The organism is Actinomycetospora sp. 2LY8.5, assembly GCF_057180585.1.
The window spans coordinates 123,710-144,711 of sequence record NZ_JBXUHE010000002.1; the positions used below are offsets into that span (position 1 = coordinate 123,710).

Here is a 21,002-nt window from a genome sequence, read left to right on the forward strand (position 1 = left end):
GCGAAGTCCCCGTTGATCACCGCCGAGCGGGGGCTCAGCGGGGCCCGTCGGGACCGTCGACGCGGCGCGGAACGCGGCGTACGCCGGGCCCGAACTCGTCGTCCGGGTCGTCGGGACGCACGGGGCGGCGGCGGTCGTCGGCGGGGCGGCGACGGTCGTCCCGGGCGGGCCGGGCCTCGACCGGGACGCGACGGGGCCGCTCCTCGTCCCGGAGATCGCGGTCGCGGGCATCCCGGTCGCGCGGGTCACGATCCCGTGGATCCCGGTCGCGGGGATCCCGGTCGCGCGGCGGCCGGTCGCGGGGATCCCGGTCGCGCGGCGGCCGGTCGCGGGGATCCCGGTCGCGCGGCGGCCGGTCGCGGGGATCCCGGTCGCGCGGCGGCCGGTCGCGGGGGTCCCGGTCGCGGGGGTCCCGGTCCCGGGGATCGCGATCCTTGGGCGGGCGGTCCTTGGGCGGGCGGTCCTGGGGCGGGCGGTCCTTGGGGGGCCGGTCCTGGGGCGGCCGCTCGCGCGGGGGCCGGTCGCGGGGGTCCGGGCGACCGTCGGGGTCGAGGTCGTCGCCCGGCTTGCGCCAGGGCTCGACGCGCGAGCGGACGAACCCGAGCGCGAGGCAGATCGCCGTGGTGACAGCGAGCGTGGGGAACGCGTTGACCAGCGGGCCACCGACGGCGAGGAGGGTGGACGCGAGCCCGCCGTTGCCCGGCAGCGACCCGGTGACCGCGACGACCACGGGCACGCCGATCGCCAGCAGCAGCGGCGGCTGGACGAGCGGGACGAACAGCGAGTCACGCCGGGCCCAGGCGGTCGCGAGGATGCAGCCGCCCGCGAAGCAGGCCGTGAACACGACGCCCAGCTCGCCGGAGGCCAGCATGTCGATGGCCAGGCCGACGCCCGTGAGCACCGCCGCGAGCGGCAGCGACCCCCACCACCGCAGCCCGCGCAATGACCGCACGACGGAGCGCTCGCCGGGGCCGACGGCCCCGACACCGGCGGCGTCCTCCCGCGTACTGGTCACCCCTCAACGCTAGCGGTCGGCTGATCGCCGACCGTTCAGCCGCCACCGGCCTGGCGATCTCCGTGACGTGGACCACCCGATCGCCCTAGCCGTCGCCGCAGGCGCCTCCGCTCTCGGGCGCAGGTGCGCGGGGCCGGCGCTCCACCTGGTCCGGCGTCTCGAGGTCGGCGGTGGTGACCGACAGGTCGGTGAACCGTCGGGCGCTGACCAGCACGCGGGACTCCAGTGAGCTGACCGACTCGTTGAACGAGCGCACGCTGCCGTCCAGGGAGCGCCCGAGGCGGGCGAGGTGGCCCGAGAGCGTCGCGATCCGCCCGTGCAGCTCCCGCCCGAGCGCGTGGACCTCCGCGGCGTTGCGCGCCAGCGCCTCCTGTCGCCACGCGTAGGCCACGGTGCGCAGCAGCGCCATGAGCGTCGTCGGGGTGGCGATGACGACGTCGCTGCCGAACGCGTGCTCGAGCAGCGTCGGGTCGGCCTCGAGCGCGGCGGAGAGGAACACCTCGCCCGGCACGAACATCACGACGAACTCCGGCGTCGGGTCGAAGCGGCGCCAGTAGGCCTTCGCGCCGAGGGTGTCGACGTGCGCGCGGACCTGCTTGGCGTGCGCCGCCACCCGCTCGCGCCGCGTGGTGTCGTCGCGGGCCTCGGTCGACTCGAGGTAGGCCGTGAAGGGGACCTTGGCGTCGACGACGACCTGCTTGCCGCCCGCGAGGTGCACCACGAGGTCGGGCCGCTGCGCGCCGTCGTCGTCCCCGCCGCGGGCGTGGGGCTGTCGGGTGAAGTCGCAGTGCTCGACCATGCCGGCGAGGTCGACGACCCGCTCGAGCTGCAGCTCACCCCAGCGCCCGCGCACGTGCGGGGCGCGCAGGGCGCCGACGAGTGCGCGCGTCTCGCCGGCCACGCCCTGCGCGCTCGCCGCCACCGCCCCGACCTGCTCGCGCAGCGAGGCGAACGCGGCCTCACGCTCGCGCTCGGCTCCCGCCATCTGCCGCTCCATGCGCCCGAGCGCCGAGGACACGGGCTCGAGCACGCGGTCCAGGGCGTCGGTGGACGCCGCCGCCGCGGCCGGGACCAGCGTCCTCTCCCGGTCGCTCGCCCCGCGTCGTTCGGCGTGCAGCTCGGCGCGCGCGGCCGCCACCTCGGCACCGGCGCGCCGCACAGCCTCGGCGACCGCCGCCTCGCGCCGCGCGGCCGCGAGGTGCAGCGCGACCCACGCGCCGGCCCCCGCGCCCAGCACGAGCCCCAGGAGAAGCCCGGCCAGCACCCCGTCGACGGTCATGGTCGAGAGGATGGATCACACCCCCGACACCGACGGGTCGCCGCGCGGGCGTGCGTCCGCAACGCGGCGACGCTGTTCGTGCCGTGCCACCGCGTGCGGCGCCGCGGCGGCGGGCTGGGCGGCTACCGCTCGGCAGCTCGCCGTACGTCGTCGGGTGACCTGCGGGCACCTCGCGCAGCCTGTCCCAGACCGCCGTCGTGGCCGGACCGCTGATCTGCGCACCGGCACCGCGGCGGCGGGTCCGGGGTCGCCGTCGTGGAACGCGACGACGGCGGCCGTGACGGCGCCCAGGTCGCGCCGGACCGTGGGCTCGGCCGGCCGCGTGTCCGGGTGCACGAGCGCGATCAGTCCGTCGAGGTCGTCGGTCCACCCCGACGCGAGCAGCACGCCGTGGTCGTCGACGAGGGTGGTGAACGGTCCGAGCGGGGTCGGGATCGTGGCGAGAGCGGACACGGGTACCTCCGGGTGAGCACGGTCGTCACCGAGACGCCGGAGTCGAGCTCCCCTCTCGGCGTGCTCGTCCGATCGCTACGTCTCCCGTGGTTGGACGCCGCCGGAGCCCGTCCGGATCCACCGCTGGCAGACTGGGATCCCGTGAGCTTGACCCTCGGCATCGTCGGCCTGCCCAACGTGGGCAAGTCGACGATGTTCAACGCCCTGACCCGCAACGACGTCCTGGCTGCGAACTACCCGTTCGCCACCATCGAGCCGAACATCGGTGTCGTGCCGCTGCGCGACCCCCGGCTCGACCGGCTCGCCGAGATGTTCTCCTCCGAGAAGATCGTCCCGGCGACCGTGTCGTTCGTGGACATCGCGGGCATCGTCGCGGGCGCCAGTGAGGGCGCGGGGCTGGGCAACAAGTTCCTGGCCAACATCCGCGAGGCCGACGCGATCTGCCAGGTCGTGCGGGTGTTCGCCGACGACGACGTCGTGCACGTCGACGGCCGTGTCGACCCGGCCGCCGACATCGAGACGATCGCGACCGAGCTCGTCCTCGCCGATCTCCAGACGATCGAGAAGGCCCTGCCGCGCCTGGAGAAGGAGGCGCGGGTCCGCAAGGAGACCAAGGCCGCGGTCGACGAGATCGCGCACGCGCGGTCGGTGCTCGACGAGGGCCGCACACTGTTCTCGGCGGGGCTCGACTCGCCGCGGCTGCGCGAGCTGAACCTCATGACGGTCAAGCCGTTCCTCTACGTGTTCAACGCCGACGAGCCGGTGCTCACCGACGACGCGCGGCGCAAGGAGCTCGCGGAGCTGGTCGCGCCGGCCGAGGCCGTGTTCCTCGACGCGAAGGTCGAGCAGGAACTCCTCGAGCTCGACGCCGAGTCGGCCCTGGAGCTGCTCGAGTCGATCGGTCAGCCCGAGCCGGGTCTCGACGCCCTGGCGCGCGCCGGGTTCCGCACCCTCGGCCTGCAGACCTACCTGACCGCGGGTCCCAAGGAGTCCCGGGCCTGGACGATCCGGATCGGCGCCACGGCCCCCGAGGCCGCCGGCGTGATCCACACGGACTTCCAGAAGGGCTTCATCAAGGCCGAGATCGTCTCCTACGACGAGCTCGTCGCCGCGGGCTCGATGGCGGCCGCGAAGACCGCCGGCAAGGTCCGCATGGAGGGCAAGGACTACGTCATGCAGGACGGCGACGTGGTCGAGTTCAGGTTCAACGTCTGACGGTCGTGCAGCCACGCCCGTCAGGTCGCTGTCAGGCCAGCGCGCGGGCGATGGCCGCGGTGTCCTGGTACTCGCGCCATCGCGTGACGAGGCCGTCGCGCACCTGGAGCACGGTCACGAAGGACGCGGTCGCGGTCCGGCCACTGGACCGTGCGGTGCCGGTCAGCTCGTACTCGACGACGGCCACTTCCGGGTCGATCGTCTCGTGCACCGCGAGGATCCGCACCGCGTCGAGCCGGAAGGGCAGCTCTGCTCTGCCCGCGGCCGCGTACGACAGGAACCTCTCGCGACCCTCGATCCGGCGAGGACTGTCCTCGGGAGCCATCGGTGTCTCCACCACCACGTCCTCGGCGAGCTGATCGGGCTGCAGGCCGGCCGTCAGTCGATGTCGTCGAGTACCTCGCGCGCCGTGGTCATGACCGCCTCCTAAGATGAGCGCCAACTCAGGTTGAGGACCATCATGAGTGCCGACTCAGGTTGCAAGGAGTGCCGTGCGCGTCGATGCCCAGCGCAACCGAGCCCGCATCCTTGAGGCGGCTGCCGAGGTGTTCTCCGACCTCGGGCCGGCCGGGTCGACCGAAGAGGTCGCCCGTCGTGCCGGCGTCGCTGTGGGCACCGTGTTTCGTCATTTCCCGACCAAGCAGGATCTGCTCGCTGCGATCATGAAGGCGCGGCTGGCCGAGATCACCGGACGGGCGGAGGAGCTCTCCGGCGACCCGGCCGACGGCCTCTTCGTCTTCTTCGCCGAGCTGGTCGGCGTCGCCACGGCCACGCGCACGGTCGCGGACCTTCTCGGGCTCGACGTGAGCGAGCCGGTCGCGGCGCTGCGCACGGCGGTCGGACCTCTGCTGGAGAACGCGCGGCGGGTAGGGGCGGTCCGCGCGGAGGTGTGCTTGGACGAGGTGGTCGCGCTGCTGTCGGCGACCTGTCAGGGGGCCGCCGTGGGCGATTGGAACGCCGACCTGCGTGAGCGGACGCTGAGCGTCGTCTTCGCGGGTCTCCGGCCAGGGTGAGAGCGCGTTAGCGACGCTACGACAGTCATGCATCACCGCTGATGCAGGTAGGGTGCACTCATGCGCACCACGGTCGATCTACCGCCTGCCGTCCACCGGCGGGCCCAGGAGATCGCGAAGCGGCGAGGTCTCTCACTGTCTGCGGTCGTTGCGGAGCTCGCCGCACGAGGACTGATCCAGCTCGACGAGCCGGCCACGATCGGCGTCGACCGACGCTCGGGCTTCCCCGTGCTCAGCATCGGTCGGCCGGTCAGTTCGGACGAGGTCGCGTCCGCGCTCGACGAGGAATGACGACGTACCTGCTTGACGCGAACGTGCTGATCGCGCTGACCGTGGCCGAGCACGAGCACCACCGGCGGGCGTCGTCGTGGGCCGCCGGGATCGAGCGCTCAGCGGTCTGCCCGGTGGTCGAAGGAGCGTTGATCCGATTCCTCGTTCGGGTCGGTGAGACGCCATCGGTGGCGGCCGAGGTGCTGCGCGCCGTTCACGCGCTGCCCGACTGCGAGTTCTGGCCGGACTCGGTCTCCTACCTGGATGCGACCCTCGATCACGCCCGAGGGCACCGGCAGGTCACGGACGCCTACCTCGTGGCTCTGGTGGAGAGCCACCCGGGTTCACGTCTGGCCACCCTGGACGCAGGACTGGTCCACGCGCGACCGGACCTCACGACGCTCGTGCCGGTGCCTCGACCCTGAGCCCGACGGCCGCCGCCCGACGAGGGTGATCGGCGACGTGATTCGGTCGAGGTCCGCTTCGATGTGTGAGTGGGCAAGGGTACAAGCGGTGCTTGTCGCCGTCGTGCCGGATCGTTGTTTCCGTCGCGCACGGAGCTCCTGCCAGCGTGTCTCCCCGCACTGAACGCAGGTGGAGGAGGAGCTGTGCCGGAGTCGAGTCTGTCGGGGAAGGTCGTGGTCGTCGGAGGGGCGTCCCGGAACCTGGGGCGGCTGATCTGTGAGACGGTCGCCGCCGACGGGGCCGCGGTGGTGGTGCACTACAACAGCGAGTCGTCGGCGGCGAAGGCCCGGGACGTGGTCACGTCGGTGCAATCGGCCGGCGGGGGCGCCCTCGCGCACCAGGCCGATCTCTCCCTTCCGGGCGAGGTCGCCGGGCTGTTCGACGCCGCCGAGGCGGAGTTCGGTCAGGTGCACGCCATGGTCAACACCGCGGGCATGGTCATCAAGAAGCCCCTGGTCGAGGCCACCGAGGCCGAGTACGACGAGATGTTCGGGGTCAACGCCAAAGCGGCGTTCTTCATGATGCAGGAGGCCGCGAAGCGGGTCGGCGACGGCGGGAAGATCGTCACCATCCTGACGTCGCTGCTGGCCGCCTACGCGGGTGACTACTCGCTCTACGCGGGGAGCAAGGCTCCGGTGGAGCACTTCACCCGCGCCTTGTCCAAGGAGCTGTTCGGCCGCAACATCTCGGTGAACAACGTCGCCCCGGGGCCGATGGACACCCCGTTCTTCTACCCCGCCGAGTCGGACGAGGCGGTCTCGTTCCACAAGTCGCAGTCGATGGACGGGGACCTGACCAAGATCGAGGATATCGTCCCGATCGTGCGGTTCCTGCTCACCGAGGGCTGGTGGATCAACGGGCAGACGCTGTTCGCGAACGGCGGGTACACGACCCGCTGAGCGCGCCGTGGCCGTCGAGGAGGTGCGGGGTTGGAGCTGAACCTGCGGCTGGTCGAGACCCTGATCGTGGTCGCCGAGGAGGGCAGCATGAGCCGGGCCGCGAGCCGACTGCATCTCACCCAGCAGGCCGTCAGCTCGCAGATCGGCCAGCTGGAGCGCTCCGTCGGCGACCAGCTCCTGGCCCGTACCTCCCGCGGCGTGGCCCTCACCCCGGCAGGCGCCGTGGTCGTCGACCGAGGCAGGTCGCTGCTGCGCACCGCTGATCAGATGAGCACCGAGGTCCGGGCCGTCGCCGACGGGCGAGCCGGCCGACTGCGCGTGGCTTTCAAGGCCCAGAGCACCGCGCACTTCATGCCGCGGGTCGTCGCCGCGCTCGACGAGCAGGCGCCCGACATCAGGCTCGACATGACGTCGGTCTCGACTCTCGGGGAGGAGATCGAGATGCTCACGGCCGGGGAGGTCGACGCGGCCTTCCTGTGGTTGCCCGCGGGGAACGACCGCCTGGAGACCGAGGTCGTGCTCCGCGAGCCCCGCGTCGTCGCCCTGCACCCGGACCATCCGCTCGCCGCGCGCCATGAGCTCCGTCTCGACGAGCTGGCCGACGAGCCCGTCGTCGGTCCGCACGCCACGGTGCCGGCCGAGGTCTCGCGCTTCTGGGTCGACGATCCGCGACCGCACGGCGCGACCGCGCAGTACGGGTCCGACGCCCGGACCCCGGAGGAGTGTCTGCAGCTCGTGGCCACCGGCCGTGGGGCGTGGATGGCACCGTCGTCGGTCGCCGGCTACTTCGCCGCACCACGACTGGCCTGGGTCCCCGTCGTGGACGGGACACCTTTCGACCTGGCGGTCGCCTGGTGCTCGGGCCGGCGGACCGCACTCCTGGACGTGCTCGTCAGCCAGTGTCGGCGTCTCGCCGCTCCCGAGGAGACATCCCCCGGGTCGTGACGGCCTCGCAGGGCGTGCCGTACCGGATACCGGCGTCCATCGCCTACCGGCCGACCCCGCAAGGAGGGACGCTCAGAACGGCGACCGCTCGTTCCACGCGTCGAACAGGCTCACCTCGGTCGCGAGGAACACGTCGCCCACATCGGGCGCGTGCGCGACCGAGCGCCAGTGGTCGAGGTCGTCCTGCGACGCCCAGCGCTCGAAGTTGTTGATCCGTGCAGGGTCGACCGAGTCGGCGGTGATGGCCACGTCCAGGCATCCGGGTGCGTCCCGCGCCCGCCGCACGAGGTCGGCGAACCGCGCGACCAGTGCGTCGCGGCGCTCCGGATCGACCTGGACGTGTCCGGCGATGATGAGCATGGAGAGATCCTATGACAGGACCATATAGTCCCGCGAAGATTGTCGTGCCGCCGCGTGATCGACGGTTGTAGGTTTCCGGCGATCACCGTCGACATCCCTGCGGAGGCCACCGATGCTCTTCCACCTCGACTTCCACGTGGAGTACGGCGCCACGATGGGTCAGCAGGACCTCTTCGCCACCTGGTCCCGCGAGGCCGAGGCCGCGCTCGGCGCCAAGAAGGCGGGGGTGGTCGTCGACCTGTGGAAGGTCGCCGGCGAACGGCGCGTCATCGCGATCGTCGACGTCGACAGCCACGACACCCTCGACGAGATCTCGCTGACTCTCCCGATCATGGTCGAGATGGGCCAGTACGTGACCATCGAGGTCAGCGCGCTGCGCCGCTACGAGGACTTCGCCGGCACGGTGAACAAGCTGCTCGAGAGCTGACGATCAGCGCCAGCCCAGCTCCGGGGCGAGGTGGGTGAGGACGCTCTCGACGACGTGGGCGTTGTAGTCGACGCCGAGCAGGTTGGGCACCGTGAGCAGCAGCGTGTCGGCGGCGGCGATCGCCTCGTCCTCGGCGAGTTCGGCGACGAGCTTGTCGGGCTCGCCGGCGTAGGTCTTCCCGAAGCGGGCGTCGCCGCCGTCGAGGTGGCCGACCTGGTCGGTCGAGTGCCGCTCGCGCCAGAACAGCTGGCGGTCGAGGTCACTGACGATCGGGAAGATGCTGCGGCTGACCGACACGCGCGGCTCGCGCTCGTGCCCGGCGGCCGCCCAGGCGTCCCGGAACCGCTGGATCTGCTCGGCCTGCAGCCGGTGGAACGGGACACCGGTGTCCTCGGTGAGCAGCGTCGAGCTCATGAGGTTGAGACCCTGCGCGCCCGCCCACTCGGCGGTCGCGCGGCTGCCCGCGCCCCACCAGATGCGGTCACGAAGCCCCTCCGAGTACGGCTCGAGGCGTAGCAGGCCGGGCGGGTTGGTGAACATCGGCCGCGGGTTGGGCTGCGCGAACCCCTCGCCCCTGAGGACGTCCAGGAAGAGCTGGGTGTGGTTGCGCGCCATCTCGGCGTCGGTCGAGCCGTCCTGCGGGACGTGGCCGAAGTAGCGGTAACCGTCGATCACCTGCTCCGGCGATCCCCGGCTGATGCCCAGCTGCAGACGCCCGCCCGAGATGAGGTCGGCGGCGCCCGCGTCCTCGGCCATCGAGAGCGGGTTCTCGTAGCGCATGTCGATCACGCCGGTGCCGAGCTCGATGCGGCTCGTTCTCGCCGCGGCCGCCGACAGCAATGGGAACGGCGAGGCGAGCTGACGCGCGAAGTGGTGGACGCGGAAGTACGCGCCGTCGGCGCCCGCCTCCTCGGCGGCCACCGCCAGGTCGATCGACTGCAGCAGCGCGTCCGACGCCGACTGCACCATCGAGTGCCCCGACGGCGACCAGTGCCCGAAGGACAGGAACCCAATCTTCTTCACGTTTCAACCAACATTGCGACCGGGACCGGCATTCCGTGACACCGGCCGTCGGCCGGACCACGTGCTCCGCGGGCCTCGGTGAGCGATCATGCCCTCGATGCGGCGTCCGGCGCCCGCTCCGGCTCGACGAGCACGGTCGCGTAGCCCTTGGCGTCGGGCCCGTGGTGGGGGAAGCGGGGCGGGAGGCGGTCCATGCCGAAGACCCGCTGGTACCAGGCCACGCTGGCCTCGACGCCGCTGGTGGTGACGGCGACGTGGTGGAAGCCGCCGAAGGCAGGGCGGCTGTCGGTCGTGGTCATGGCGCACCTCGCAGAGATCGGGAGATGCACAGTGTCGGGCCCGGGACGGCCGCCGGGGATCCGCGGATCCCGGGGGTTGACACGTCACCGGTGCGGCACGGCACGACGCGCCAGCCGGGTCAGCAGCGTCGGCGGCGGGAACCACGGCAGCCGGTCGTCGGCGGGCCACGCGTAGCAGGGCACGGCGTCGGCGAGCAGGTCGCGCAGCGCGGGCTCGCCGAGCTCGGAGGCCGACCAGTCGTAGATCGCGCGCAGCCGGGGCTGGATCACGCCGATGTCGAGCAGGCGACCCCACGGGTGCTCGATCGCGACGTAGCGCTCGACGTCGTCGCCGAGCGGGTAGGTGTCGGGCAGGACCCGCGAGATCGCGAGGAAGAGCCCGGTCATCCGTACCCGCGGATCGCCCAGCAGGGGACCGATCGGCGCGAGGCGGCCGAGGGCGAGCCGCGGGGCGGACACCAGCGCGTGCGCATACAGCACCCGCAGCAGCACGAGGTTGATGAAGAACCGCTCGGTGCGGCTCTCCTGCTCGGCGAGATCGCGGTGCTCCAGGAACGCCGTCGCGATGCTGACGTTGTGTGCGCGGTACCACGCGCGCGCGCTCGGTCGTCGGACGAACTCCAGGGACGGCAGCGCGCTCGCCGTGGCGCCGGCCGGGTCGTGGCCGTCGCCGAGAGCGCGCGCCTCCCACCCGTCGCGCAGCAGCCGCTCGTTGACCGCCCGCCACCAGGGACTGCCGCCCTCGGGTCCGCCCGGTGGCCGCAGGAGCCCGCGGCGGACCTGCCAGCGCGTGAAGGCGACCGCGCCGCGGCGGTAGGGCAGGAAGGTGCCGTCGTCCCCGTGGTAGAGCCGATGCATCAGCGCGAGCCGGGCCTCCGGGTCGTCGCGGACCTGCTCCACCCTCGCCCGGGCGAGCTCTGCCGCTGTCGCCACCGGGCCATCCTCTCGCCCGTGCGCCCTTGACGACACGTCCCGCCCGCTCGATCGTGCACCGAATCATCGTGGGCTCGAGGAGGAGTGCCGTGGGAGCGCAGGACTTCGACGTGGTGTCCGACGGCTGGTCGTACCTGGAGTGCCCGCGATGGCACGACGGGCGGCTCTGGGTCTCGGACTTCTACACCGAGCGCGTGGTCGCGATCGAGCCCGACGGCGGACACGAGGTGATCGCCGAGGTCCCTCACCAGCCGTCCGGCCTCGGCTTCCTGCCCGACGGGCGCCTGCTGATCGTCTCCATGCGCGACCACCGCATCCTGCGCCGCGAGAACGACGGGGCGCTGGTGGAGCACGCCGACCTGTCGGGGCTGGTCGACAACCACCTCAACGACATGCTCGTCGACACCCGCGGCGGCGCCTACGTCGGCAACTTCGGCTTCGACCTGATGGGCGGCGCGCCGATCGCGCGCACGACGCTGACCTACGTCGACCCCGACGGCAGCCCGCGCACCATCGCCGACGACCTGCTCTTCCCGAACGGGATGGTGCTGTTCGGCCGCGTCCTCGTCGTCGCCGAGACCTTCGGGGCGCGGCTGACCGCGTTCGACGTCGCCGAGGACGGCGGCCTGGCCCGGCGCCGCGACTGGGCCCGCTTCTCGCCGCCGCCCACGAGCACCGACGTGGGGGAGGCGCTCGGTGGACTCACCGTCGCGCCGGACGGGATGGGTGGCGACGCCGAGGGCGCGATCTGGGTGGCCGATGCCCTGCACTCGCGGGTCCTGCGCGTGGCGGAGGGCGGCACGATCCTCGAGGAGCGCCCGACCGGCGGCCTCGGCGTCTACGCCTGCATGCTCGGCGGCGACGACGGGCGCACCCTCTACGCCTGCGCGGCGCCGTCGTTCGCCGAGCACGAGCGCCGCCCGGTGCGCGAGGCCGTGCTGCTCTCGACCCGCGTCGACGTCCCCCACGCCGGGACGCCCTGAGCGCTCACGTCCGCCGGCGCAGGCCCGCGACGGGTCGGGGTCGTCGGCCAGACCGGCGAGGTCGACGAGCACGGGGGTCCGCGGCGCGAGCACGACGCCCGCGAGCTCGACCTCCTCGGCGGTGTACCGCCAGAGCGTGAACGGCGCGGGCGGGTCGCGGCGCAGGACGTGGTCGACGAGCGCGGCGACGTCGGTGGGCGGTCCGTCGGTGAGGACGCGGGCGAGCAGGAAGCCCAGCGCGATATCGGTGGTCAGCTGCCCGGCGAAGATCAGGGCGAAGAGCAGGTCGTGCACCTGGTCGTCGGTCACCGACGCGGGCAGGCGCCGGCGCAGCTCACGGGCCAGGCCGTCGTGCTCCATGGCCGCGGCGCCCAGGCGGGCGAAGGCGCTCATCGCGGCCGCGCCGTCGGCGGCGTCGCCGAACATCGCCCGGCTGGCGTCGACGGCGTCGTCGATCATCACGCGCGGCACGCCGAGCAGGTCGCCGACGACCGTGAGCGGGTAACGGGTGGTGAAGTCGGCCGTGAGGTCCGCAGTGTCGCTCAGCCCGCCGAGCAGCTCACGGGCGGCGTCGCGCATCGCGCCGGCCCGGGCGCGCATCGCGCGCGGCGAGAGCATCGGGGCGTGCGCGCGGCGTCGGGCGGCGTGCGGCGCGCCCTCGGCGGTGGTCAGCGACAGGGCGTCGGCGGCGGTCGGCTCGAGGCCGGCGGCCCGATGGTCGAGCGCCTGCACGCGGGCGGGCACGTGCACCGCGTGTCCGACCCGGCCGACCGCCGCCGGGTGCTCGTCGAACCGGACCCGGCGTCGATCGCGCGGATCGGGGCGGTCTACGAGCCGCTCAACGACCGGCTCGCCGCGCTGCTGCGGGACGCGGACCCCGCGGAGCTGGCGCGCATGGGCGCGTTCCTCGCCGCGGCCGAGGAACGCACCGACGCGCTCATCCGGGAGCGGTGAGCGGGGCGTCCGCCGGCAGGGTCGCGGGCAGGCCGGCGCGGGTCACCTGCTCCGGGCCGATGAACGCGGTGACCTCGGCGATGCGCCCGTCGGGAGCGAGGGTCAGGACGTCGAGCACCACGCCCTTCCACACCTGCGCCTCGTCGTCCCACGTGTAGCAACCGACGGCGAGCTGGCCGTTGGCGCGGGTGGGCAGGTGGCGCCAGGGGGTGACCAGCGGGCCCGCGTGCAGGAACGCGGTGACCGCCGCGGCGCCCCGGTACCACTCGGCGTGCGGCGGCATCGCCCACGTGACGTCGGCGGTGAGCAGCCCGACCAGCGCGTCGGCGTCGCCCGCCTCCAGCGCGGCGGCGTAGCGCGCGACGGTGGCGGCGAGCTGCGCGTCGGGCAGGGCGCGCAGCGTGCGCTGCTGGCTCGGCCCGGTGACCTTGCTGGCCAGCGTGGCGCGGGCACGCTGCACGGCGCTGTTCACCGACGCCGTGGTGGTCGCCATCATGTCCGCGACCTCGGCCGCCGAGAAGCTCAGCACTTCCATGAGCAGCAGGGCGGCCCGCTGGTTGCCCGGCAGGTGCTGCAGGGCGGCGACGAAGGCGAGCTCGACGGTCTCGCGCTCCTCGACCGTCGCGTCCGGGACGTCGGGGTAGGGCCCGAGCCAGGCCACCTCGGCGCGCGGCGGGTCGTCCCCGGGGTGCTCGGCGGACGGGCCGAGATCCATCGGCAGGGCGCGTCGCCCCCGCCGCGCCGCGGTGTCGAGGCTGGTGTTGGTGGCCACCGTGTACAGCCACGATCGGAGCGCGTCGGGGCGCCCGGGACGGTCCTCGAACCGGCCGATCGCCCGCCAGGCACGCAGCAGGGCGTCCTGCAGGGCGTCGTCGGCGTCGTGGACCGAGCCGAGCATGCGGTAGCAGTGGGCGTGGAGCCCGCGACGCAGCGGCGCGACCAGCCGGGCGAAGGCCGCGTGGTCACCGGCCCGCGCGCGCCGGAGATCGGGATCCGGCGCGGGCTCGACGGGGATCGTGCTCATGAGGTGGAGTCTGCCGTGCGGGACCGACAGTGCCGATCCGCCTGCCGATCCGCCTGCCGATCCGCCTGCCGATCCGCCTGCCGATCCGCCTGCCGATCCGCCTGCCGATCCGACCAGCCATGACGTCACCCGCCGCAACCGGCGTCCGGCCGCTCGGACGCCGGTCCTGACCCGCCCGGGCGCACCGCTCGACGCCGCGTGCTGTCATCCGGGGACTGCTGACTCGGGTGGGGGACGCTCGTGCCTAGTCTGTCTCCGTGCGCTCGGAGCGGTGGTCGTCCCGGACCGCGGACCTGACGCTCCCCGAGCGGGTGGCGTGGGTCCTCGGTGACGACGAGGGTCGCCCGCTGTCGACGCTCACCGAGCCCGCGGGGCTGCTCGTGGCGGCCGCGATGGTGGAGCTGCTGCTCGACGCCTCCCTGCTCGACGCGGGGACGGCGTACCGGCGCGGGCCGGTCGAGGTCACCGATCCGCTGCTGCGCTGGGTCGGGGACGGCCTCGTCGCCCACGGCGGCGCCAAGGCCGACCTGCAGCACGCCGTCACGGGTCACCGCGGGGCGCAGATGATCCGCCGGACCATGGACCGTCTCGTCGGGCGCGGGCTCGCGGCGCGCGAGCCGCGGCGGGTGTTCGGCTACCTGGCGATGCCGGTGTTCGGGTCCGCGCTGCGCGTCCACGAGGTCGACGCGCTGCACCACGACCGCGCCGCCGTCCGCGCCGTCCTCGAGGGCGACGAGGAGCCCGACGAGGCCGTCGCGATGCTCGTCGTGCTGCTGCACCACGGGCGGCGCGTCCGCGAGCTGAGCCCGGACGACCCCACGACGGCGGCCCGCCGCGCGCGGGCGATCGCGGACGGCCGGCACGTGCCGCTCGGCGTCGCCCAGGACATCCGCAGGCTCGTCTCGCCGACCGTCGGGGCCGTTCTCGCCGCCCTCACCGCGACCACCGTGATCGGTTCGGACCACTGATCGCATCCGGGTGGCTGCACTCGGACGAATCCCTCGTCCGGACCCCCTGTGGTGGGGCGCGAAACGGATTACGGTAGGGCATCCGAACCGGGCGCGAGGGCCCGGGGCCGGGGAGGGGAGCTTCCCATGACGTCCACCCGCCCTCCTGAGGGCCTGCCCGTCCTCGAGGCCGGCGCGCACCGCGACGCGGAAGCCGGCAGCTGTCTCATGGAGTACGTCTCCGTGCTCGCCGGTGAACGCTTCACCGACCGACCACGCTGCACCCATCCCGCGCTCGCGGCGGTGGCGTGGCAGGTCAACGACGCCGTGTCGTCCACGGCCCGCCAGCAGCTGGGCACGCGCGCGGTCACGCTGATCGGTCTCGGCCGGGAGGCCGGTGTCGAGGTCCGCCCGATCGTCCTCGCGACGATCGCGCGCGCCGGCCTCGCGATCGATCCCGCCAACCGCTTCTTCCCCCGCCTGCAGCGCCGTCTCGAGCGTCGCGCCGAGACCCGGACTCCGCGCCGGGGCCGTGGCGAGGAGGGCGACGGCGGGCGCCTGGCGACGCTGCTGCACGTCGGCCCGGTCAACCACGCCTGCGCCCACCTGCTCGTGGCCGCCCGCGTGGCCGACCTCGACGCCGACGCCCGCGACACGATGCTCCTCGCGCTGCTCGACGACACCATCGCCGCGGTGCAGGCGGCGGAGCGCTCGGAGCGCTCGGAGCGCGCGGTGCGCGACGTGCGCGCGGCCGTCACCGCGACCTGAGGGTCAGCGCAGTCCGACCTCCACGCAGGTGCCGAGCACCCGCTTCAGGCAGACCTGCACGCCGACCCCGCCGCCCTGGGAGCCCGATCCGGACCCGCCGCCGCTGGAGGGGCGGTCGGAGCTGTTGCTCGAACCCCCGCCCGAACCCCCGCCCGAACCCCCGCCGGAACCGCCCTCGGAACGCCCGGAGCCGTTCCCCGACGGGCCCGAGCCGGACGACGAGCCCGACGAGCCGCCGTTGCGTGCTCCCGAGCCACCCGATCCGGCGTTCGAGGAGGAGCGCCCGGTGTGCGGCGCGTCGGCGGTGCGCGCGGTCGCGGGGCGCTCGCTCGCGGCGGGCTCGACGGGTCCGGGGACCGGGGTTCCGGGGGCCGGTCCGACGGGTGCGCCGGGCGTGCCGGGCGCCGCGGCGCCGGGCGCGGGGACCGCCGCGGTCGCCGAGCCGCCGAGCGCGGGCGGGGACGCCGCGTCCGGCGTCACCGACTCGGTGAGCGTCCCGGGCGCGAGGTAGCCCGCCTGCGCGGAGCCGAGCATCACGACGGCACCGAACAGCGCCGCGAACAGCACCTTCTTCATCACGCCGGCCTCCATCCCTGGGCAGCCGGACATCGCGGGCGACATCGGGCTCGTGACCTGCGACGACGGCGTCTCGCCCGAACGCCGCGCGAGATCACCCGCGAGGACGCGTCACCTCGACGCAGGGCTGGTCGGCGCAGCCCGGACGGCCGAGTCGGATCTGGTGGACGGAGCAGCGGCAGCGACCGGCACGGTCGTCGGGCGGTGAGGACCGGCGCGCGCGTCCCCACCGACGGGCGCGGCACCACGAGCGCGGGTTCTCGACGCCGAACGGCGCGTTGGCGGCACCCCCCGGCCGGCGTGGGGTTCCGGCGAAGGGCTCCCCTCGCCCGTCTATTCGACCGAAGGGGCCCTTCGGTCGGACGTACGTGGACCACGGGTCGCCAGCACCAGCGGCGCCGCGAGGAGTGCGGCGAGCGCGGCGACGAGGAACGCCGCCGAGCCCCCGGCCGCGCCGAGGACCGCGGACAGGGCCGCCGCGCCGAGACCCGTGCCGGCGTCGTAGGCCGTGTTCCACCAGGTGCTCGCCGCGCCCGAGCGGGTGGGGCCGGCGCGGGCGAAGAGCCCGAGCAGCGTGTCGCTCTGCACCGCGCCGAAGCCCAGGCCGACGAGCGCCGCGCCGGCGAGCACGGCGACCGCCAGCGACGACCCGCCCAGGGCCACCACCACGGCGCCGAGCACCACGACGGCGAGCCCGGCGAGCGTGAGGGCGGGCGTGCGCACGCGGGCACGGTCGGCGAGCTCCCCGCCGATCCCGCGCCCCGCGAGCTGTCCCGCGGTGAGGGCGGCGAGGGCGACGGCCGCCGCCGACGTCCCGCCCGCGAGGCCCGGCCCCGACACGCCGGCCCACAAGGGGAGCACCGTGATCACCCCGCCCGCGGCGGCCGCCGAGACGACCATCGCCGTCCACGGCGGCAGCGCGACCCTGGCGGGGAGCGAGCCGGAGCGCTCGCGGGACGCCGAGCGCGTGGTCGGGAGGCGCGCGCAGCACAGCGCCGACACCAGGGGCAGCAGGGCCCCGGCCAGCAGCACCACCGCGGCGTCGAGCACGTCGTACGCCCAGACGCCGCCGCTGAGCAGGACGAGCTGCGGCAGCCCGACAGCGACCCCGTAGAGACCGACGGCGCGCCCGCGCTTCGAGACCGGGGCGAGGTCGGCGACGAGCGCGGCCCCGGTCACCGTGACCAGCCCGAACCCGACCCCGCGGACCACGGCCACCGCGAACAGCACCGGCAGCGCCGACGTCGCGACGAGCAGCGCCGCCGGCGCCCCGAGCGCCAGGGCGCCGACGACGAGCGCGGCGCGCGGGCCGATGCGCCGGAGCACCGCGGGCACCGTGAGCTGCGCGGCGACGGTCGCCGCCATGAACACGCCCGTCGTGGCGCCCGCCGCGGCCGGACTCGCCCCGCCGGCGACGGCGTGCACCGGCACGACGGGCATCAGCAGCGCGTAACCGCCGAAGGCGAGGACCGTCGCGACGAGGACCGCGACGAACGGGGCGGACCACAGGTCCGCCGGGCGGGGCTCGCTCAGGAGGCGCCGCGGGCCTCGAGCTCCGAGGAGATCTTCGCGGCCAGGTCGGTGTCCTTGGCCGTGAGACCGCCCTCGGAGTGCGTCGAGAGCTTGAACTTCAGACTGTTGTAGCGGATGTCCATGTCGGGGTGGTGGTTATCGGCCTCGGCGAGCTCGGCCACCGCGTCGATGGCGGCGATCGCCTCCGGGAAGCTCGGCAGCTTCGCGAACCGCACGATGGTGGCGTCGTCCTCGCGCTCCCAGCCGGGCAGGCCCTTCAGAGCGTCGGCGATCGCGTCCTCGGTCAGGAGTTCAGCCATGCCCGGATCCTGACACGTCGGGGCGGACCTCACACTGATCAGCGTGAGCAGGGTCGTGGTCGGCGCCGCCCTCGTCCGCGACGGGCGGGTGCTCGCCGCGCGGCGCACCCGGCCCGCGTCCGCCGCGGGGCGGTGGGAGCTGCCCGGCGGCGCGGTCGAGCCGGGCGAGGACGAGGCCACCGCGCTCGCCCGCGAGCTGCGTGAGGAGCTGGCGCTGCACGACGTCGGCGTCGGCGAGCGCGTCGGCCCGGAGGTGCCGCTGCCCGGCGAGCGCGTCCTGCGCATCCGGGTGTGCCGGGCGTCGGGGGACCCGACGGCGCTCGAGCACGACGCGCTGGCGTGGCTGGGTCCCGGCGAGCTGGACGGGATCGACTGGCTGGACGCCGACCGCGCGGTGCTGCCGGCCCTGGCCCTGCTGCTCTCGCAGGAGGTCCTGCTCAGGCCGCCCGGGCCTTCTTCAGCGCCTTCTTGAGGTCCTTGCCGGTGACCCCGGCCTCGTTGAGCCGGGAGGCGCGCATGAGCAGGACCGGACAGCTCTTGCAGCGCGGCCGCGACCGGCAGCACTTCTTCTTGATCTTCTTGGCGCCGGTGAGCGGCATGGCGTCGGCGTACTGGACGAGGTGCAGCGGCACCTTCGGGTTCTTGGCCTTCTTGGCCTTCTTGGGCTCCTTGGCCTTCTCGGGCTTCTCGGGCTCCTTGCTCTTCTTCTTGCTGCCCTTGCCCATGAGGTGAGGCTAACCTCCGGTCGACGCCGAGGGCCAGACCCGTCGGTCCCCACCCGCGGTGACCGTGTCACGATGACGATCCCCGGTGCGGCCGGTGCTGCCGACCGCCGATCGGGTCGACGGAGCGGTCTCCCGAGGAGAAGGGCCGGACGACGGCGTGAGCGGTCCCCGACGTGCTGTCGGTGTCGTTCGTGTCCTTCCCGCCCTCGCGCTCGTCCTCGCGGTCCTGGCGGCCTGTTCCGGAGCGCCTCCTCCGGTCGTCGGCCAGGTGCCCGTCCCCGCGCCGGCCCCGACCCCCCAGCTCGAGCCCGACCCGACCGAGCTGCGCATCGGTGTCGACGACCTCGGGGTCGGGTTCAACCCGCACCGGGTCGCCGACGACACCCCGTTGTCGCGCGCGATGGCCTCGCTGGTGCTCCCCTCGGCGTTCCGTCCCGGCCCCGACGGCGAGCCGCGGCTCGACACGTCGGTGGTGACCTCGGCGCGTGTCACCTCGACCGAGCCGTTCACCGTCTCCTACGAGATCGCCCCGGCGGCGAGCTGGTCGGACAACGCCCCGGTGGCCGCCGAGGACTTCGTCTACCTCTGGCAGCAGATGCGCAGCCAGCCCGGCGTGGTCGGCGCGGCCGGCTACCGGGCGATCACCGACGTCCGGTCGCGCGCGGGCGGCAAGGCCGTCGACGTGGTCTTCGACCGCCCCTACCCGGCGTGGCAGACACTGTTCGACCACATGCTGCCCGCGCACCTGCTCAAGGACGCCCCGGGCTCGTGGGGCGGCGGGCTCACCGACAGCATCCCGGTGTCCGCCGGCCCGTTCACGGTCCGCGTCGTGGACCGGATCCGCGGCCAGGTCACCCTTGCCCGCAACGACCGCTTCTGGGGCACGCCGGCGGTCCCCGACGAGGTCGTCTTCCAGGCGGCGGAGGCGCCGTCGCTGATCGACCGGGTGCGTTCCGGCGACGTGCAGGCCACGCAGTTCCGCGCCGACGCCGACGACCTCGCCGCCCTGCGCGCGGTCGGTTCCTCGCTGAACGTCCGCACCCTGCCCGAGCCCGCGCTGGTGCAGCTCGCCCTCCGCAGCGACGACGGCCCGCTCGCCGACCTGCGGGTCCGGCGGGCCGTGGCGGCGGCGACCGACCGCTCCGCGCTGCGCTCGGTCGGCACCGACGGGGGCCCGTCGGCGCAGCTGCCGGCGGACGCGTTCGGTCGCGCGCCGTCCGAGGAGAACTACCGCTCGACCCTGCCGGCGGACTCGCCCGCCGCCCGCCAGGATCTGGACGAGACGTTCCGCCTGCTCACCGACGCCGGGTACACGCGCGGCGCGGACGGCCGGTGGGAGCGCGGCGGGCAGCCGCTGATCCTGCGCCTCGCGGCCCCGCCGCAGGTTGCGCCGTACGGACGGCTCATCGCCACCCTCGGCACCCAGCTGCGCGCGGCGGGCATCACCTCGGTGGTCGTGGCCGACGGCGGCACCTCCGGGTTCCCGCCCGGGCGCGGACCGTCGTCGACGACCACCACCGGCCCGCCGACCCCGACACCCGCGCCGCCCACCCGCACGAGCACCCCGTCCGGCGGCGCCCTGCTCGCGACGACACCCACCCCGGCCCCGGGTGGGGGTACGACCAGCTCGAGCACCAGCACCCCGTCGAGCACCACCACGACCACCGTCCCGCCCACGCCGAACTCGGCGTCGGACCTCGCCGTGGCCGACATCGCCGTGGAGTCGCTGCCGATCGGCGGTGACCCGATCGCGGACCTGGCGTCGGTGGTCGGCTGCCCCGGTGGCCGGGCCCCCGCGACCTCGGGGCGCACGGGCACCGACCCGGGCCTCGCGCTGGCCGCCGACGACGCCACCGATGTCACCGACGGGGCGCCGACCTCGCCCAACGCCCCGGGCGCGCCTGCGCCGAGCTCGCCCGCCGCCCCGACGAGCACCTCCCCGCCGACGAGCACCTCCCCGCCGACGAGCGCCGCCCCGCCGGAGACGACCACCGGCGCGGCGCCGACCTCCACCGACGCCGCCGGCCCCTCGACGGCCGCGACGACGCCGAACGCCGACGAGATCGACGAGCTCACCGAGGAGCTGGCGGACCCCCAGGCGTCGGAGGCGCTCACGCCCACCGGGTTCTGCGACCCGGCCCTGCAGTCCCTGCTCGACGGCGCCTCCGCCGGCACCGTCTCGACCGACACGGCACTCGCGCTCGCCGAGCCCTCGTTGTGGAACTCGCTGCCCACGATCCCGCTCTTCCAGGCCGCCTCGGTGCTCGTCAGCCCGGCCGACCGGACCGACGTCGTCGTCGGCCCGCTCACCGAGACCCCCTTCGCGGGCGCCGACCGCTGGACGCCGCCGCCGGCGACACAGCGGGGCGACGACGGCCTCAACTAGACGGCCTCAACGAGACGGCATCAACGAGACGGCATCAACTCGTCGGGTCACCACGGCCTGACGGGAGCGTGACGCCCGTGGGGCGTGTTCGTTACCCGTGAGTCAACACCTTGCCGAACCGCAAACGCTTTCCCTAGGTTTCACGCGGCGAAGTCACGCCCGGTGACCAGTCGGTTGCCCCGCGCGAGCAAGTCGGGGTACCACCACATGA

Annotated in this window: 27 protein-coding genes; 15 read left to right on the forward strand and 12 right to left on the reverse strand. The window is 74.2% G+C overall.

The features are described 5' to 3' along the window. Positions 1 to 34: 34 nt before the first annotated feature. Together AC2A1K_RS02870 and AC2A1K_RS02875 are read right to left on the reverse strand one after the other, a co-directional pair. The gene (locus AC2A1K_RS02870) at positions 35 to 1,015 is read right to left on the reverse strand and encodes a DUF6542 domain-containing protein (protein ID WP_483894809.1); all 981 of its coding nucleotides are present in this window, start codon (positions 1,013 to 1,015) and stop codon (positions 35 to 37) included. 85 nt (positions 1,016 to 1,100) lie between these two features. Beyond that, positions 1,101 to 2,294 (reverse strand): DNA recombination protein RmuC, encoded by a 1,194-nt coding sequence (locus AC2A1K_RS02875; protein ID WP_483894810.1) that lies wholly within the window; start codon positions 2,292 to 2,294, stop codon positions 1,101 to 1,103. A 78-nt stretch (positions 2,295 to 2,372) separates the two neighbouring features. On the opposite strand from AC2A1K_RS02875, the gene AC2A1K_RS02880 reads away from it, so the two are divergent. Together AC2A1K_RS02880 and ychF are read left to right on the forward strand one after the other, a co-directional pair. Beyond that, on the forward strand, positions 2,373 to 2,507 hold the full coding sequence (locus AC2A1K_RS02880) for a hypothetical protein (protein WP_483894811.1): 135 nt from the start codon (positions 2,373 to 2,375) through the stop codon (positions 2,505 to 2,507). 381 nt (positions 2,508 to 2,888) lie between these two features. Further along, positions 2,889 to 3,962, forward strand: coding sequence for a redox-regulated ATPase YchF (ychF, locus tag AC2A1K_RS02885; protein WP_483894812.1), 1,074 nt, complete (start codon positions 2,889 to 2,891; stop codon positions 3,960 to 3,962). 31 nt (positions 3,963 to 3,993) lie between these two features. On the opposite strand, the gene AC2A1K_RS02890 is transcribed toward ychF, so the two are convergent. Then, positions 3,994 to 4,404, reverse strand: coding sequence for a nuclear transport factor 2 family protein (locus AC2A1K_RS02890; protein WP_483894813.1), 411 nt, complete (start codon positions 4,402 to 4,404; stop codon positions 3,994 to 3,996). 49 nt (positions 4,405 to 4,453) lie between these two features. On the opposite strand from AC2A1K_RS02890, the gene AC2A1K_RS02895 reads away from it, so the two are divergent. From AC2A1K_RS02895 to AC2A1K_RS02915, 5 genes are all read left to right on the forward strand, one after another. Further along, positions 4,454 to 4,975 (forward strand): TetR/AcrR family transcriptional regulator, encoded by a 522-nt coding sequence (locus AC2A1K_RS02895; RefSeq protein WP_483894814.1) that lies wholly within the window; start codon positions 4,454 to 4,456, stop codon positions 4,973 to 4,975. A 60-nt stretch (positions 4,976 to 5,035) separates the two neighbouring features. Next, the gene (locus AC2A1K_RS02900; RefSeq protein ID WP_483894815.1) at positions 5,036 to 5,266 is read left to right on the forward strand and encodes an antitoxin; all 231 of its coding nucleotides are present in this window, start codon (positions 5,036 to 5,038) and stop codon (positions 5,264 to 5,266) included. Further along, on the forward strand, positions 5,263 to 5,670 hold the full coding sequence (locus AC2A1K_RS02905) for a TA system VapC family ribonuclease toxin (RefSeq protein WP_483894816.1): 408 nt from the start codon (positions 5,263 to 5,265) through the stop codon (positions 5,668 to 5,670). The genes AC2A1K_RS02900 and AC2A1K_RS02905 overlap by 4 nt, the downstream gene beginning before the upstream one ends. Before the next feature lie 183 nt (positions 5,671 to 5,853). After that, positions 5,854 to 6,609, forward strand: a complete 756-nt coding sequence (locus tag AC2A1K_RS02910) for an SDR family oxidoreductase (protein ID WP_483894817.1) — start codon at positions 5,854 to 5,856, stop codon at positions 6,607 to 6,609. A gap of 30 nt (positions 6,610 to 6,639) precedes the next feature. Beyond that, positions 6,640 to 7,554: a LysR family transcriptional regulator gene (locus tag AC2A1K_RS02915; RefSeq protein ID WP_483894818.1), complete on the forward strand. Its 915-nt coding sequence runs from the start codon at positions 6,640 to 6,642 to the stop codon at positions 7,552 to 7,554. Positions 7,555 to 7,626: 72 nt separating this feature from the next. On the opposite strand, the gene AC2A1K_RS02920 is transcribed toward AC2A1K_RS02915, so the two are convergent. Continuing rightward, positions 7,627 to 7,914, reverse strand: a complete 288-nt coding sequence (locus AC2A1K_RS02920; protein ID WP_483894819.1) for a putative quinol monooxygenase — start codon at positions 7,912 to 7,914, stop codon at positions 7,627 to 7,629. Positions 7,915 to 8,026: 112 nt separating this feature from the next. On the opposite strand from AC2A1K_RS02920, the gene AC2A1K_RS02925 reads away from it, so the two are divergent. Next, positions 8,027 to 8,341, forward strand: coding sequence for a muconolactone Delta-isomerase (locus AC2A1K_RS02925; RefSeq protein ID WP_483894820.1), 315 nt, complete (start codon positions 8,027 to 8,029; stop codon positions 8,339 to 8,341). Between the two features lie 3 nt (positions 8,342 to 8,344). On the opposite strand, the gene AC2A1K_RS02930 is transcribed toward AC2A1K_RS02925, so the two are convergent. From AC2A1K_RS02930 to AC2A1K_RS02940, 3 genes are all read right to left on the reverse strand, one after another. Beyond that, on the reverse strand, positions 8,345 to 9,364 hold the full coding sequence (locus AC2A1K_RS02930; protein ID WP_483894821.1) for an LLM class flavin-dependent oxidoreductase: 1,020 nt from the start codon (positions 9,362 to 9,364) through the stop codon (positions 8,345 to 8,347). An 86-nt stretch (positions 9,365 to 9,450) separates the two neighbouring features. After that, positions 9,451 to 9,663 (reverse strand): VOC family protein, encoded by a 213-nt coding sequence (locus AC2A1K_RS02935; protein WP_483894822.1) that lies wholly within the window; start codon positions 9,661 to 9,663, stop codon positions 9,451 to 9,453. An 84-nt stretch (positions 9,664 to 9,747) separates the two neighbouring features. Continuing rightward, the gene (locus tag AC2A1K_RS02940) at positions 9,748 to 10,596 is read right to left on the reverse strand and encodes a hypothetical protein (protein ID WP_483894823.1); all 849 of its coding nucleotides are present in this window, start codon (positions 10,594 to 10,596) and stop codon (positions 9,748 to 9,750) included. 89 nt (positions 10,597 to 10,685) lie between these two features. Here AC2A1K_RS02940 and AC2A1K_RS02945 point away from each other — a divergent pair, with 89 nt between their 5' ends. Together AC2A1K_RS02945 and AC2A1K_RS02950 are read left to right on the forward strand one after the other, a co-directional pair. After that, positions 10,686 to 11,579 carry an SMP-30/gluconolactonase/LRE family protein gene (locus tag AC2A1K_RS02945; RefSeq protein ID WP_483894824.1) on the forward strand — a complete coding sequence of 298 codons (894 nt, stop codon included), beginning with the start codon at positions 10,686 to 10,688 and terminating at the stop codon, positions 11,577 to 11,579. A gap of 168 nt (positions 11,580 to 11,747) precedes the next feature. After that, positions 11,748 to 12,533, forward strand: coding sequence for a hypothetical protein (locus AC2A1K_RS02950; RefSeq protein WP_483894825.1), 786 nt, complete (start codon positions 11,748 to 11,750; stop codon positions 12,531 to 12,533). Here the strand turns inward: AC2A1K_RS02950 and AC2A1K_RS02955 are convergent. Beyond that, the gene (locus tag AC2A1K_RS02955) at positions 12,517 to 13,557 is read right to left on the reverse strand and encodes an RNA polymerase subunit sigma-70 (RefSeq protein ID WP_483894826.1); all 1,041 of its coding nucleotides are present in this window, start codon (positions 13,555 to 13,557) and stop codon (positions 12,517 to 12,519) included. The two genes, AC2A1K_RS02950 and AC2A1K_RS02955, sit on opposite strands and share 17 nt — an antisense overlap. Before the next feature lie 29 nt (positions 13,558 to 13,586). Here AC2A1K_RS02955 and AC2A1K_RS02960 point away from each other — a divergent pair, with 29 nt between their 5' ends. The 3 genes from AC2A1K_RS02960 (at position 13,587) to AC2A1K_RS02970 (ending at position 15,272) form a co-directional block, all read left to right on the forward strand. Beyond that, entirely contained in the window at positions 13,587 to 13,727 is a 141-nt protein-coding gene (locus AC2A1K_RS02960; RefSeq protein ID WP_483894827.1) for a hypothetical protein, read from the forward strand. 87 nt (positions 13,728 to 13,814) lie between these two features. Continuing rightward, a complete protein-coding gene (locus AC2A1K_RS02965) occupies positions 13,815 to 14,525 on the forward strand; it encodes a GPP34 family phosphoprotein (RefSeq protein WP_483894828.1) in 711 nt (236 codons plus the stop codon). 126 nt (positions 14,526 to 14,651) lie between these two features. Beyond that, entirely contained in the window at positions 14,652 to 15,272 is a 621-nt protein-coding gene (locus AC2A1K_RS02970; protein WP_483894829.1) for a hypothetical protein, read from the forward strand. Positions 15,273 to 15,275: 3 nt separating this feature from the next. On the opposite strand, the gene AC2A1K_RS02975 is transcribed toward AC2A1K_RS02970, so the two are convergent. From AC2A1K_RS02975 to AC2A1K_RS02985, 3 genes are all read right to left on the reverse strand, one after another. Next, on the reverse strand, positions 15,276 to 15,851 hold the full coding sequence (locus AC2A1K_RS02975; RefSeq protein WP_483894830.1) for a hypothetical protein: 576 nt from the start codon (positions 15,849 to 15,851) through the stop codon (positions 15,276 to 15,278). Between the two features lie 330 nt (positions 15,852 to 16,181). Beyond that, on the reverse strand, positions 16,182 to 17,381 hold the full coding sequence (locus tag AC2A1K_RS02980) for an MFS transporter (protein WP_483895089.1): 1,200 nt from the start codon (positions 17,379 to 17,381) through the stop codon (positions 16,182 to 16,184). Next, positions 17,378 to 17,680, reverse strand: coding sequence for a 4a-hydroxytetrahydrobiopterin dehydratase (locus AC2A1K_RS02985; RefSeq protein WP_483894831.1), 303 nt, complete (start codon positions 17,678 to 17,680; stop codon positions 17,378 to 17,380). The genes AC2A1K_RS02980 and AC2A1K_RS02985 overlap by 4 nt, the downstream gene beginning before the upstream one ends. Positions 17,681 to 17,723: 43 nt before the next feature. Here AC2A1K_RS02985 and AC2A1K_RS02990 point away from each other — a divergent pair, with 43 nt between their 5' ends. Then, on the forward strand, positions 17,724 to 18,152 hold the full coding sequence (locus tag AC2A1K_RS02990; protein WP_483894832.1) for a (deoxy)nucleoside triphosphate pyrophosphohydrolase: 429 nt from the start codon (positions 17,724 to 17,726) through the stop codon (positions 18,150 to 18,152). Here the strand turns inward: AC2A1K_RS02990 and AC2A1K_RS02995 are convergent. After that, entirely contained in the window at positions 18,118 to 18,405 is a 288-nt protein-coding gene (locus tag AC2A1K_RS02995; protein ID WP_483894833.1) for a hypothetical protein, read from the reverse strand. The two genes, AC2A1K_RS02990 and AC2A1K_RS02995, sit on opposite strands and share 35 nt — an antisense overlap. A gap of 268 nt (positions 18,406 to 18,673) precedes the next feature. Here AC2A1K_RS02995 and AC2A1K_RS03000 point away from each other — a divergent pair, with 268 nt between their 5' ends. After that, complete coding sequence (locus AC2A1K_RS03000; protein WP_483894834.1) at positions 18,674 to 20,791, forward strand: ABC transporter family substrate-binding protein; 2,118 nt, start codon at positions 18,674 to 18,676, stop codon at positions 20,789 to 20,791. The last annotated feature ends 211 nt before the right edge of the window (positions 20,792 to 21,002 follow it).

Excerpts from the sequence above, each read along its gene's own strand:
- AC2A1K_RS02925 (WP_483894820.1), top strand. The coding sequence starts at position 8,027 with ATGCTCTTCCACCTCGACTTCCACGTGGAGTACGGCGCCACGATGGGT.
- AC2A1K_RS02955 (WP_483894826.1), bottom strand. The coding sequence starts at position 13,557 with ATGAGCACGATCCCCGTCGAGCCCGCGCCGGATCCCGATCTCCGGCGC.
- AC2A1K_RS02985 (WP_483894831.1), bottom strand. The coding sequence starts at position 17,680 with ATGGCTGAACTCCTGACCGAGGACGCGATCGCCGACGCTCTGAAGGGC.
- AC2A1K_RS02905 (WP_483894816.1), top strand. The coding sequence starts at position 5,263 with ATGACGACGTACCTGCTTGACGCGAACGTGCTGATCGCGCTGACCGTG.
- AC2A1K_RS02935 (WP_483894822.1), bottom strand. The coding sequence starts at position 9,663 with ATGACCACGACCGACAGCCGCCCTGCCTTCGGCGGCTTCCACCACGTC.
- AC2A1K_RS02875 (WP_483894810.1), bottom strand. The coding sequence starts at position 2,294 with ATGACCGTCGACGGGGTGCTGGCCGGGCTTCTCCTGGGGCTCGTGCTG.
- AC2A1K_RS02920 (WP_483894819.1), bottom strand. The coding sequence starts at position 7,914 with ATGCTCATCATCGCCGGACACGTCCAGGTCGATCCGGAGCGCCGCGAC.
- AC2A1K_RS02900 (WP_483894815.1), top strand. The coding sequence starts at position 5,036 with ATGCGCACCACGGTCGATCTACCGCCTGCCGTCCACCGGCGGGCCCAG.
- AC2A1K_RS02995 (WP_483894833.1), bottom strand. The coding sequence starts at position 18,405 with ATGGGCAAGGGCAGCAAGAAGAAGAGCAAGGAGCCCGAGAAGCCCGAG.
- AC2A1K_RS02970 (WP_483894829.1), top strand. The coding sequence starts at position 14,652 with ATGACGTCCACCCGCCCTCCTGAGGGCCTGCCCGTCCTCGAGGCCGGC.